The organism is Modestobacter italicus, assembly GCF_019799965.1.
Lineage (GTDB): Bacteria > Actinomycetota > Actinomycetes > Mycobacteriales > Geodermatophilaceae > Modestobacter > Modestobacter italicus_A.
Genome location: NZ_JABGCJ010000007.1, coordinates 117,535 through 129,629, shown reverse-complemented (window position 1 = coordinate 129,629; position 12,095 = coordinate 117,535). Strand labels below are relative to the sequence as shown.

General features: G+C 74.7%; 13 protein-coding genes. 7 read left to right on the top strand and 6 right to left on the bottom strand.

Annotated elements, in window-relative coordinates:
• The first annotated feature begins 3 nt into the window (after window positions 1-3).
• Window positions 4-702 (top strand): NYN domain-containing protein, encoded by a 699-nt coding sequence (locus tag HLA93_RS17190; RefSeq protein ID WP_308128199.1) that lies wholly within the window; start codon window positions 4-6, stop codon window positions 700-702.
• 90 nt (window positions 703-792) lie between these two features.
• On the opposite strand, the gene HLA93_RS17185 is transcribed toward HLA93_RS17190, so the two are convergent.
• A complete protein-coding gene (locus tag HLA93_RS17185; RefSeq protein ID WP_222195648.1) occupies window positions 793-1,140 on the bottom strand; it encodes a PRC-barrel domain-containing protein in 348 nt (115 codons plus the stop codon).
• 151 nt (window positions 1,141-1,291) lie between these two features.
• Here HLA93_RS17185 and HLA93_RS17180 point away from each other — a divergent pair, with 151 nt between their 5' ends.
• Entirely contained in the window at window positions 1,292-1,723 is a 432-nt protein-coding gene (locus HLA93_RS17180; protein ID WP_308128198.1) for an ATP-binding protein, read from the top strand.
• A gap of 18 nt (window positions 1,724-1,741) precedes the next feature.
• Here HLA93_RS17180 and HLA93_RS17175 read toward each other — a convergent pair whose 3' ends face one another.
• Window positions 1,742-2,224, bottom strand: coding sequence for an ATP-binding protein (locus HLA93_RS17175; protein WP_222195647.1), 483 nt, complete (start codon window positions 2,222-2,224; stop codon window positions 1,742-1,744).
• A gap of 110 nt (window positions 2,225-2,334) precedes the next feature.
• Window positions 2,335-2,793, bottom strand: a complete 459-nt coding sequence (locus HLA93_RS21170) for an STAS domain-containing protein (protein ID WP_222195646.1) — start codon at window positions 2,791-2,793, stop codon at window positions 2,335-2,337.
• 291 nt (window positions 2,794-3,084) lie between these two features.
• Between HLA93_RS21170 and HLA93_RS17165 the strand changes: the two genes are divergently transcribed.
• Genes HLA93_RS17165 through HLA93_RS17150 form a run of 4 tightly spaced genes read left to right on the top strand, consistent with a single transcriptional unit; the run spans window position 3,085 to window position 6,722 of the window.
• Window positions 3,085-3,726, top strand: coding sequence for an ABC transporter permease (locus HLA93_RS17165; RefSeq protein WP_222195645.1), 642 nt, complete (start codon window positions 3,085-3,087; stop codon window positions 3,724-3,726).
• Window positions 3,719-4,912: an ABC transporter ATP-binding protein gene (locus tag HLA93_RS17160; RefSeq protein ID WP_308128197.1), complete on the top strand. Its 1,194-nt coding sequence runs from the start codon at window positions 3,719-3,721 to the stop codon at window positions 4,910-4,912. The genes HLA93_RS17165 and HLA93_RS17160 overlap by 8 nt, the downstream gene beginning before the upstream one ends.
• Window positions 4,909-5,736: an ABC transporter permease gene (locus HLA93_RS17155; protein WP_222195644.1), complete on the top strand. Its 828-nt coding sequence runs from the start codon at window positions 4,909-4,911 to the stop codon at window positions 5,734-5,736. The genes HLA93_RS17160 and HLA93_RS17155 overlap by 4 nt, the downstream gene beginning before the upstream one ends.
• A complete protein-coding gene (locus HLA93_RS17150) occupies window positions 5,736-6,722 on the top strand; it encodes a glycine betaine ABC transporter substrate-binding protein (protein WP_222195643.1) in 987 nt (328 codons plus the stop codon). Before HLA93_RS17155 ends, HLA93_RS17150 begins: the two co-directional genes overlap by 1 nt.
• On the opposite strand, the gene HLA93_RS17145 is transcribed toward HLA93_RS17150, so the two are convergent.
• Window positions 6,723-7,691 carry a nucleoside hydrolase gene (locus HLA93_RS17145; RefSeq protein ID WP_222195642.1) on the bottom strand — a complete coding sequence of 323 codons (969 nt, stop codon included), beginning with the start codon at window positions 7,689-7,691 and terminating at the stop codon, window positions 6,723-6,725. It lies immediately after the preceding gene.
• Window positions 7,692-8,067: 376 nt separating this feature from the next.
• Complete coding sequence (locus HLA93_RS17140; RefSeq protein WP_222195641.1) at window positions 8,068-8,484, bottom strand: hypothetical protein; 417 nt, start codon at window positions 8,482-8,484, stop codon at window positions 8,068-8,070.
• 558 nt (window positions 8,485-9,042) lie between these two features.
• Between HLA93_RS17140 and HLA93_RS17135 the strand changes: the two genes are divergently transcribed.
• Window positions 9,043-10,863, top strand: coding sequence for a gamma-glutamyltransferase family protein (locus HLA93_RS17135; protein ID WP_222195640.1), 1,821 nt, complete (start codon window positions 9,043-9,045; stop codon window positions 10,861-10,863).
• A 34-nt stretch (window positions 10,864-10,897) separates the two neighbouring features.
• Here HLA93_RS17135 and HLA93_RS17130 read toward each other — a convergent pair whose 3' ends face one another.
• On the bottom strand, window positions 10,898-12,031 hold the full coding sequence (locus HLA93_RS17130; RefSeq protein ID WP_222195639.1) for a hypothetical protein: 1,134 nt from the start codon (window positions 12,029-12,031) through the stop codon (window positions 10,898-10,900).
• Window positions 12,032-12,095: the final 64 nt, after the last annotated feature.

Genomic DNA, 12,095 nt, shown 5'->3' with positions numbered 1-12,095 from the left:
CCTGTGACCGATGACCAGGACGGGGCCCGGGACATGCTCGACGCGACGGTGAACGGCTGGGGCGAGGACGCCCGCCAGCCGCTGGACCTGCTGGTCTGGGACGCACCGAACATCGACATGACCCTGGCGAACGTGATCGGGGCCCGTCCCACGGCGGCGTCCCGGCCGCGGTTCGACGCGATCGCCGCCTGGTTCGTCGACGGCGCGGGCGACCCGGGGGCCGCGCAGCAGCCCGAGGTGGAGGCCTGCGTCTTCGCCAACGTGCCGCCGCAGCACGCCACGTCGCTGCAGCGCTGGGTGGAGGCGCTGCGCAGTTTCGGCTACGCGGTGTTCGCCCGGCCGAAGCTGCAGCCCGACGACGACATCGACCAGTCGATGCTGGACCACATCAGCGTGCGGGCGCACAGCCACCAGCTGCGCCGGCTGGTCGTCTTCTCCGGGGACGGCCGCAACTTCGCCGAGCCGCTGGAGGACCTCGCGCGGTCGGGCACCGAGGTCGTGGTCGTCGCCTTCAGCGAGGTCGCAGGTTACGCGATCAGCTCGGAGCTGCTGCAGTTCATCGACATCGAGGACGTCCCCGGGGCGTTCGTCGAGCCGCTGGACCGGGTGCGGCTGGACGCCCTGCCGGTGGACGGCGCCTGGCTCAAGCCGACCAAGAGCCTGCGCGACGCCGCCGGCCTCTTCACCTCCCGCCGCAGCTAGGCCCAGCGGCGGCGCCCGGCTCCCTCTTCGGCCCCCGTGCAGGGGCCCGCCACGAGCGTGCGAGTGGTGGGGGGCACGGGGGTCCTTCGATCAGCGGCGGGCGAGCCGGCGGACGCCGGGGGTGTAGGGCAGCGAGTAGTGCGCGAAGACGTCGGGCTCCTGCTCGACCGTGAGCTCGCCGTCGGTGTCGATCGACGGGGCGTTCTTCACCAGGTCCTTCGGGACGGCGACCCGCACGTGGTCCGGTGCCACGGTGGCGTCGGTGAGCGGCACGAAGGTGAGCTTGTGCCGGCCGATGAAGCCGGTGACGACGGCGGCGAAGAACGGCTGGTCGGTGGCGGTGTCCACGTACACCGACTCGAGGGTGCCGATCTTGCTCCCGTCCGGGTCGATCACGTTCAGCGTGCGCCAGTCACGGATGTTCTCGGCCGGGAACACGGCTCCTCCTCAGATCGCGGGCAACTGGTCCTCACTGCCCGCCGCGGCGGTGGTCGAACCCCCGCTGGCCGCTGACCTGCGACTCCGACGTCACGACGGTCAGGTCGCGACGGCCAGGTCACAGGGGTGCCGGGCGCGGGATGATGCCCCGGTGGGTGCGGGCGGCCAGGAGCTGGTGGTGATGGTCGGGCTGCAGGGGTCGGGCAAGTCCACCTGGGTGGCCGACCACCTGGCCGGCAGCCACGTCGTGGTGAGCAAGGACCACTGGCCCAACGCCCGGCACCGCGAGGCCCGTCAGCAGCGGGTGGTGGCCGGCCTGCTGGCCGAGGGCGCCAGCGTGGTCGTGGACAACACCTCGCCCTCGCCCGCCGAGCGGGCACCCCTGATCGCGCTGGCGGCGGCGGCCGGCGTCCCGGTCCGGGTGGTGTTCCTCGACGTCCCGGTCGAGACCTGCCGGGCGCGCAACGAGGCCCGCGAGGGCCGCGCGCGGGTGCCGCTGGTCGGGCTGTTCAGCGCTGCCGGCCGGCTGGTCCCCCCGAGCACCGACGAGGGCTTCACCGAGGTGACCGTCGTCGGCGGCTGAGCGGACCGGGTGGTGCGGTCAGGCCGCCGGGCCGGAGGAGGAACGGGGGTGTGGCACCGAGGCGGTGGTCAGACCGGAGGGCAGGCGGGCCCACACGTGCTTGCGGCCGGGCTCGCTGCACCAGCCGTAGTCGACCGAGAGCTGGGCGACCATCGGCAGGCCCATGCCGCCGAAGGCCGGGTCGCGGTCGATCGCCGGCCGCGGCGGCGCGTCCGGGGAGCCGTCGGTCAGCACGATCAGCCAGCCGCTGGGCACCGCGACGATCAGCGCCTCGACCGCGCCGCCACCGTGCCGCAGCGCGTTCGAGGACAGCTCCTCGAACACCAGCAGCAGACCCTCACGGGCGTCCTCGGTCGAGCGTGCGGTCAGCGAGGGGTGGGCCAGGCGGGCGCGCAGGTCCATCCGGACCCGCGACGCGTCGTGCACCGTGGGCAGCTCCCAGCGCCACACGTCACCGTCCTCGGAAGGGATCGGTGACGAGGGCCAGACCAGTGCACTCACGCTCAGTCCCCTCGTCGGCCGGTGTCTCCGCCGGCACCATCGTGGCCGACGGGACGCCGTCCTGCACCACGGGGGGTCCGACCGGACCCGGCACGCCCGGCGGCGGCGGATCAGTTCGGGTCGGCCCTGGGGGTGCCCGACCCGGTCGGCATGCCCTGGACGTCGAGACGGTCGAGCAGGCCGGTGAGCTCCAGCGGACCGGTCACGATCCGGCTGGTGGCCACGACGCACACCCGCTTGCCGGCCGCCTCCCGGTGCTGGCTGACCCAGACCAGGGCGGTGACCCCGGCCGAGCCGAAGAAGGTGACCCCGGACAGGTCGATGGTGAGCAGTCGCTCGGCCCGGCGGAGGGCGAGGAGCAGCGACTGCTGCAGCAGGGGGTTGCCGGCGGCGTCCAGCTCGCCGCGCACGTGCGCGACGACCTGCCCCGGCTCGCTGCCGTCGGCCAGCTCCACCTCGAACGGCGTCTCGTCGGCTGCTGAGCTGACGCTGTTGATGGGTCCTCCTCTGTGACCGGGACACGATCCGCCGTGTCCCTCGTCGATGGTCTCCCGGGAGCATGGGACCACGGAGCTGACCGACCCGTCGCCCTACCCCGATCGGGGCAGGGCATCCGCCAGAACGTCCCGAACGGCGCAGTGTCACAGCTTCGTCATGATCCACAACTCGCCGCGAGGCCGTCGGCGTGACACGGTTGACGACGCCCGCGACGACCCCACCCCCTGGTGGGGCCCGAGTCCGAGCAGGACGCCCGGTGCACGACGGCGTCCGCTCCACCGTCCACCGGCGCCGGACCGGAGGGTGAAGACGCGACGAGACGATCGTCCGGCCAGGTGCCGGACGCAGAGAGGGGTGGGCCGATGTGGGACTACCTGGTCGACCGCCGCGGGCTGATCGCCTTCCAGGCCTTCCAGCACGTGAGCCTGGTCGTGCAGTGCGTGCTGCTGGCCACCGTGATCGCGATCGGGCTGGCCGTGCTGGCCTACCGCAGCGCGAAGGTCACCGGCCTGGCCAACGGCGTCTCCGCCGTGGGCCTGACCATCCCGTCGTTCGCGCTGCTGGGCATCCTGCTGGCGCCCTTCGGGTTCGGCATCACCCCGGCGGTCATCGCGGTGACCTTCTACGCGACGCTGCCGATCCTGCGCAACGCCGTCGTCGGCCTGGCCGGCGTCGACCGGTCACTGGTCGAGTCGGCCCGCGGGATCGGCATGAGCCGGCTGGCCACGCTGCGCCGGGTCGAGCTGCCGCTGGCCTGGCCGGTCATCCTCGCCGGCATCCGTGTCTCCACCCAGATGGTGATGGGCATCGCGGCGATCGCCGCCTACGTGCTCGGCCCCGGGCTGGGCAGCTTCATCTTCTCCGGACTCTCCCGGCTGGGCGGTGCGAACGCACTGAACGCCACGCTCGTCGGGACCATCGCGATCGTCCTGCTGGCCCTGGTCCTGGACCTGGTGCTGGTGCTGGTCGGTCGTCTGACCACCTCGAGGGGCATCCGTGTCTGACACCATCGCCGCGTCCACCGGCGACACCACCCAGCCGCCAGCGGGCAACGAGCGCCGGATCAGCGGCGTCTCCATCCGGCTCGAGGGCGTCACCAAGCGCTACTCCGGCCAGGGCAAGCCGGCCGTCGACGCGGTCGACCTCGACATCCCGGCCGGGCAGATGGTCATGTTCGTCGGGCCCTCGGGCTGCGGGAAGACCACGCTGCTGAAGATGCTCAACCGGCTGGTCGAGCCCACCAGCGGGAAGATCTTCCTCGGCGACGAGGACGTCACCGGGCAGGACCCCGACCAGCTGCGCCGCCGGATCGGCTACGTCATCCAGGCAGGCGGGCTCTTCCCGCACATGACCGTGGCGACCAACATCGGCCTGGTCCCCGGCATGCTCAAGTGGGACAAGCAGCGGATCAGCGACCGGGTCGACGAGCTGCTCGAGCTGGTCGGCCTGGACCCCGAGGTCTACCGCGACCGCTACCCCCGCGAGCTCTCCGGTGGGCAGCAGCAGCGCGTCGGCGTCGCCCGCGCGCTGGCCGCCGACCCGCCGGTGCTGCTGATGGACGAGCCGTTCGGCGCCGTCGACCCGATCACCCGGCAGCGCCTGCAGGACGAGCTGATCCGCATCCAGGAGGAGCTGGGCAAGACGATCGTCTTCGTCACCCACGACTTCGACGAGGCGGTCAAGCTCGGCGACCGGATCGTCGTCTTCGACGTCGGCGCCCGCGTGGTGCAGTACGACACCCCGGAGGCCATCCTGGCCGACCCGGCGGAGGAGTACGTCGCCGACTTCGTCGGCGCCGGGGCGACGCTCAAGCAGCTGACCCTCACCCGGGTCAGCGACGTCGAGCTGATCCACCCGCAGGTGACCCGTGCCGGCGCGGACGCCGCCGAGGTCGTCCGGCAGGCCACCGCCGCCGGGGAGAAGTACGTGGTCGTCACCGACCGCCGTGGCCGGCCGATCAGCTGGCCATCGGTGGCCGAGCTCTCCCGGGTCGCCACCGTCCCCGACACCGTGGACGAGAAGCTGCCCGTGGTCGGGCTGCGCTCCACGCTCAACGACGCCCTGGACACCATGCTCGCCGCCAGCCAGGGCGGCGTCGTCGTCACCGGCCGGGGCGGAGTGGCCGGTGTGATGGTCGTGGAGACGGTGATGGCCGCCATCCAGCGCACCCGCGAGGAGGTGCAGGGATGACGGCGAGCGCCCCGCCGGGTGCCCAGGCGTACCCCGAGACCGAGGTCGACGACGCCGACGCCCAGGTGCAGGCCCCGGCCCGCGGCGACTCGGCCACCTCCCGCGGCGCCTGGCGCGGGCTGCTGGTGCAGCCGGTCCTGGTGCTGCTGGGCGTGCTGGCCTTCGTCGTCTGGCGGGCGACCGCCGGGCTCAGCGACACCGAGAGCCGTCAGCTGGGCTGGGACGCACTGAGCCGCAGCATCGTCGACCACCTGTGGCTGACCCTGGTCGCCGCGGTGATCGTGCTGCTGATCGGCATCCCGCTCGGGGTGCTGCTCACCCGTGGGCCGTTCCGTCGCGCCACCCCGTTCGTGCTCGGCGTGGCCAACACCGGCCAGGCCGCGCCGGCGATCGGGCTGTTCGTGCTGCTGGCCACCTGGCTGGGCTTCGGGTTCCGCTCCGCGGTCGTGGCGCTGGTGCTCTACACCGTCCTGCCGGTGCTGCGGAACACCATGGTCGGGCTCCAGGGCGTCGACGCGCGGCTGGTCGAGGCAGGCCGCGGGATGGGGATGAGCGGGTTCGCCGTCCTGATGCGGGTCGAGCTCCCGCTGGCCGTGCCGGTGATCCTGGCCGGCGTCCGTACCGCCCTGGTGCTGCTCGTCGGCACCGCCACGCTGGCCACCTTCATCAGCGGCGGCGGCCTGGGTCAGCTGATCGTCACCGGCATCAACCTCTCGCTGGACAGCCTGTTGTTCAGCGGTGCCGTGCTCGTCGCCCTGCTGGCGCTGGCCATCGACTGGCTGGGCCGCGTCGTCGAGCACGTCGCCCGACCGAAGGGACTCTGATGCGCACCCGCCTCACCTCCGCGGCGGCGCTGTCGCTGTCCGCTGGCCTGCTGCTCACCGGGTGCGGCCTGCAGGCCGCCACCCAGTACACCCCGGCCGCCGAGCCGGCCGCCATCGAGCCGCTGGACGGCGTCGAGGGCGAGGAGATCGTGGTGGGGTCCAAGAACTTCACCGAGCAGCTGATCCTCGGCAAGATCGCGGTGATCGCGCTGCAGACGGCCGGGTTCGACGTCGTCGACCGCACCAACATCCCCGGCTCCGTGCCCGCTCGCCAGGGGCAGGTCAACGGCGAGATCGACATGGAGTGGGAGTACACCGGCACCGCCTGGCTCTCCTACCTCGGTGAGACCGCGCCGATCCCCGACCCGGTGGAGCAGTACGAGGCCGTCCGGGACGCCGAGGAGGCCAACGGCCTGACCTGGCTGCCACCGGCCGAGGCGAACAACACCTACGCCTTCGCCGTCCGCAGCGAGGTCGTCGACGAGCTCGGCGGGATCAGCTCGCTGTCGCAGATCGCCGAGCTGCCGGTGGAGGAGCGCACCTTCTGCGTGGAGAGCGAGTTCGCCAGCCGCAACGACGGGTTCGTGCCGATGCTGGAGACCTACGGGCTGGAGCTCGGGGACCCGCAGGGCGTGCCGCGGGACAACGTCCGCACGCTGGACACCGGCGCGGTCTACACGGCCACCGACCAGGGGGCGTGCAACTTCGGCGAGGTGTTCACCACCGACGGCCGGATCAAGGCACTGGACCTGGTCCCGCTGGAGGACGACCGGGCCTTCTTCCCCAACTACAACATCGCCCCGGTGCTGCTCACCTCGACACTGGAGGAGCACCCCGAGCTGGCCGACCTGTTCGGCCAGATCACCCCGCTGCTCACCAACGACGTCCTGCAGGACCTCAACGCCCAGGTCGACGTGGCGGGCGAGCAGCCCGGCGACGTGGCGCTGGAGTGGATGGTCTCCGAGGGGCTCGTCGAGCGCGGCTGATCAGGCTGTCCCGGCCAGCCGGCACAACCGGCTGACCAGGAACTCCACCGCCGCCTCGCTGTCCACGTCCTCGGCCACCGCCACCGCGGTGGCCGAGGACGACGGCGTCCGGCGGTCGACCAGCGTCTGCCCGCGCCCGGCCCCCGGCCCGGTGTCGACCACGACGTCCCGCGGCACGGTGCGCAGCGTCCCGGGCACGATCGCCTCGGTCAGCGCCAGCGCGTCGTGCACCACCACCCCCTCGGTGCCGTAGGACGTGCGGGCGTGGTCGAGGTACTGCTGGAGCATCGCCGCGGCCTGGGCGCCCACCGGCCCGGCAGCGGCGAACCGGGCGATCCCCGCCTCGGTGAGCACGGTCGGCAGGGTGACGTCCAGCCCGACCAGCACCGTGGGCAGGCCCGCGGCGAACACCACGGCGGCGGCCTCCGGGTCGGCCCAGACGTTGAACTCCGCCGCCGCGGTCACGTTGCCGCCGCGGGTCGCCGACCCACCCATCACCACCAGCCGCCCGATCCGCGCCGCGGCGTCGGGGTAGACCGACAGCAACAGCGCGATGTTCGTCAGCGGTCCGATCGCCGCCACCGTGACCGGCTGCTCGCTGTGCAGCAGCAGCTCGGCCAGCGCCACCACCGCCGGCCGCGGGTCCACCGCCGCGGGTGACGGTGGGAGGACGACGCCGCCCAGCCCCTCCGCCCCGTGCACGTGCCCCGCCCGCCGCGCCTGGGCGACCACGAGGGACGAGCGCGCCCCCACCGCCACCGGCACGTCGGACCGGCCGGCCAGGTGCAGCACCCGCAGGGCGTTCTCCGTCGTCCGGGCCAGGTCGACGTTGCCGTGCACCGTGGTCACCAGCCGGAGGTCGACCTCCGGGCTGGCCAGCGCGAGCAGCAGCGCGAGGGCGTCGTCGATCCCGGGGTCGGTGTCGACGACGAGCGGGACCGGGGCGGCCGAGGGCTGGGTGTCTGGCACCCGGTCATCCCACCAGACACACCCGACACGCCGGTGCGTCGGCCCGGCTGCCGAGGTCACCGACCCCGGACGAGCGGGCTGACCTGCCGTTTTCCCCGATCGAGTCGACAAGTGACCGGGCCGGGAGGGGGGTCATCGACCGCTGCGGGGGGGTCGGGCAACGGTTCGGTCACGCGGCCCGGCCGGGGGGTCCGCGGAGCCGGTCCGGGAGCGCCGCCGTCCGTAACTTCCTTCTTGCCCGCGGCCCCTTCCCCGGCCGCGGCAACTACTTCCCCGGGAGGGCAGCAATGGCGATCGACACGGCAGCGGTCCGGCGGACCGAGGCGCCGGCCACCCGGGGCACCGCCGCTCCCACCGCCCCGCTCGGCCTCTTCGGTCAGGGCCCGGCGCTGCCCCCGGCCGCGCACCTGACCGGCTCCGGGACCGGTGACCTCGCCGCCGGGCTCGCGGTCGGGCTGGCGGTGGGCGTGCTCGGCATGACGCCGCGCCCGCTGCCCGCCCCCGGCACGCCGCAGCCGCCGCGGAGCTCCCGCCGGCGCGAGTTCGGCCGGTGGGCGCGGACCTGGGGTGCCGGACCCGACGGTGCGCACCTGGCCTGGCGGTCCACCCCGCTGCGGATCCACCGGCTGACCGACGGGCCCGCCCGGCCCCGCCCGGCCTCGCCGCAGCCGACGGCGACCGCCGCGCCCCGGGTCCCCAGCGTGCCGGCCCGGCCGCTCCCACCGGCCGTGGACCACGAGCTGGAGGCCGCGATCGCCTTCGCCACCGACCTCTCGGTCGACCTGCTGCGCACGCCCGTCCGGCTGGCCGCGCCCCAGCCGCGGCTGACCGCTCCGGTGCGGCACCTGCTCGGCCGGCTGCGCACGGTGACCCGGCGCGCGGCCGGCTGGGGCAGCGGTACCCACGGTGCGCACCTGGCCTGGGACCGCCCGGTCGCGCCGACGGTGCACCGGCTCGCCCTGCCCGAGCGCGAGCTGGCCCCGTCCCTGCCGGTCGCCGGCCCGGGCCACCGCCCCGCCGACCTGCGTCACCGGGCCCCCGAGCGGGACGAGCCCGTGCCGATGCGGGAGCTGCCGAGCACGCCGCCCCAGCCCGCGGCCCCCGGCCTGCGTCACCGGGCGCCGGAGCAGGACGACCCGACCCCCGTGCGGCAGTCGCCGGGCACCCCGCCGTCCCGGCCCGCCGCCCCGGGCCTGCGTCACCGGGCGCCGGAGCAGGACGAGCCGACCCCGGTCCGCCAGTCGCCCGGCACCCCGCCGTCCCGGCCGCAGCCGCGGGACCGGGCGACCGGATCGGCACCGGCGGCGGCGCGACGCAGCGCGAACCGGCCCGAGTTCTTTAGGGTGGCTACGTGTTCACCACGCGCCCGGAACTCGCCGGCACCTTCGGGATGGTCGCCTCGACGCACTGGCTCGCCAGCGCCGCGGGCATGGCGACCCTCGAGGCCGGTGGCAACGCGTTCGATGCCGCGGTCGCTGCGGGTCTCACCCTGCAGGTGGTCGAGCCGCACCTCAACGGCCCGGGGGGCGAGGTCCCGATCCTCTTCGCCCGGAGCCCGCGGGCAGCCACCGGTGCGGGGGTCCCCGTCGTCCTCTCCGGTCAGGGCACCGCCCCCGCCGGCGCCACGATCGAGGCCTACAGCCAGCTGGGTCTCGACCTGGTCCCCGGTACCGGCCTCCTCGCCGCCACCGTGCCCGGCGCCATCGGCGCCTGGCTGACCCTCCTGCGCGACCACGGCACCCTGCCGCTGGACGCCGTCCTCCGCTTCGCCATCGAGTACGCCGAGCACGGCCACCCGCTCGTCCCGCGGGTCGCCGCGACCGTCGCCTCGGTCTCCGAGCACTTCCGCACGCACTGGCCTACCTCGGCCGCCACCTGGCTCGCCCCCGACGGAGCACCCCCCGCCGCCGGTCGCCTGTTCCGCAACCCGGTCCTCGCCTCGACCTACCGCCGACTGCTCGACGCAGCGCGCGGACCCTCCCGAGAGGCGCAGATCGACGCGGCACTCGCGGCCTGGTACACGGGGTTCGTCGCTCAGGCGATCGACGAGTTCTCCCGGTCCCTGGTCATGGACGACTCCGGTCGTGCCCACCGGGGCTTCCTCACCGGGCAGGACCTGGCCAGCTGGCGCCCGACGTACGAGCCGCCGGTCACCTTGGACTGGCGCGGGTGGACGCTCGCGAAGGCCGGGCCGTGGTCCCAGGGCCCGGCGCTGCTCCAGGCGCTCGCGATGCTGGACGGCCACCCGGCGGCAGGAGCCGGGGCCGGGTACGGCTCGGGCACCGCCGACGCCGACCTGGTCCACGCCAGCGTGGAGGCGGTGAAGCTGGCGATGGCCGACCGCGAGGCCTGGTACGGCGACACGGCACAGGCACCGGTGGACGACCTGCTCTCCACCGGCTACACCGAGCAGCGGCGGGCGCTCATCAGCGACCGGGCCAGCACCGAGCTGCGGCCCGGCTCGCCAGGGGGGCGCCCGCCACGGCTCCCCGCCTTCGTCACCGAGACCTCCGCCGGCACCCGCCCCGCGCCGGGCAGCATCGCCGGGGTCGGCGAGCCCACCGTCGACACCCGCGGCACCACCCGCGGCGACACCTGCCACGTCGACGTGGTCGACCGCTGGGGCAACATCGTCTCGGCCACCCCGTCCGGTGGCTGGCTGCAGAGCTCGCCGGTCATCCCGTCGCTGGGCTTCCCGCTCGGCACCCGGGCGCAGATGTTCTGGCTCGAGCCCGACCTGCCCAACTCGCTGCTGCCGGGCAAGCGGCCGCGCACCACCCTCACCCCGTCGCTCGCACTGCGCGGCGGCGTCCCGACGCTGGCCTTCGGCACCCCTGGCGGTGACCAGCAGGAGCAGTGGCAGCTGTGCTTCTGGCTGGCCCACGTGCTCGGCGGGCTGGACCTGCAGGCCGCGATCGACGCGCCCGCCTGGCACACCACCAGCTTCCCGTCGTCCTTCTACCCCCGGGACATGACCCCGGGCGAGGTCGTCGTGGAGTCCCGGGTCGGGGACGACGTGATCGCCGAGCTGCGCCGCCGCGGGCACACGGTCACCGTCTCCGACCCCTGGTCGCTGGGCCGGCTCTCGGCCGTCTCGGTCGACCCGGAGACCGGGGTGCTGCGAGCCGGGGCCAACCCACGCGGGATGCAGGGCTACGCCGTCGGCCGCTGACGCGGGGGCCGTCGGCTGCTGACGCGGGGGTCGATCAGTCCGGCGCCTCCTCGTGGGCCAGCTCCTCGGGCACGACGGCCGCGAGGCAGCGCTGGACGGCGACCACGACGCTGCTGGCGGCGAAGAGGTCGTGGTCGGTGCTGGCGCGCACCCGGCGCAGCGCCTCGATCAGGTCGTCCAGCGCGTCGTAGGCGGCGCGGGTGACCTCCGGGTCGGCGGTGGCGCCGTCCACCGAACGCAGCGCGTCGGCCAGGCCGCTGAGCGCCGTCGCGGCGGTGGGCCGCAGGGTCGGGCCGAGCGCCACCTCGGTCAGGTCGGACCGCTCGGTCTCCGCGATCAGCTGGGTGAGGTCCTCGACGAGCAGGGTCAGCCGTTCCAGCGCGCGGGCCTGGGCGTACTGCCGTTCGGCGTCCTGCTGGTGCTGGCGGGCCCGCCGGTTGCCGCGCCGGGCCTCGTCGGTCTGCTGCACCGCGGTGCGCATCTGGGCGAGCACCGGGTCGATCGAGTGCGTCCGGCCGCGCCACTCGTCCTGGCTGGGCGGGTGCTCCTGCTGCAGCCCCTCGGCCAGGTCACCGAGCTGAGCGGCCAGCAGGTCGCGCAGCCGGCCGAGCTCGGTCTGGGACGGCGCCAGCGGCAGCGGGGGGAAGACGGCGAGGACGGCCACCCCGATCAGCGCGCCGAAGAACGTCAACCCGGCGTAGCCGGCCACGTAGTCGATCGGGTCGCCCTCACCGATGATCAGCACGAACAGCGCCGAGGTGGGCACCCAGCTGCCGGCGCTGCCCAGGCGGCCCCACCCGGCCAGCAGCGCCCCGGCGGTGACGACGACCCCGATGGTGGCCACGATCGGGAAGGGCAGCGCGTCGGCGGCCAGCGCCACCGCCGCCCCCGCGGCGATGGCCGCGATCGACTGGGCGGAGGACCGCGCCGAGCCGGCCAGCGTGGTCGAGGTGGCGATCACCGCCCCGAAGGGCGCGTAGTAGGGGTACTCCTGAGCCGGGCCCGGGAGGACGTGGGCCAGCGCCCAGGCGATCGTCGCGGCGACGGCGGCCCGGAGGGCGAGGCCGAGCTGCGGGTGGCGGGCCCAGGTGCGCCGTGCGGCCCCGGCCCACCACCGCGGGTCCCGGGACCGGGACGGCCCGGGACCGGGACGCGCGGGTGTCTGCACCCGCCCATGGTCCCCCGGCGGAGGCCGTTCGGCAGGGGGCTGCCCGGCACTCCCCCGACGGCGG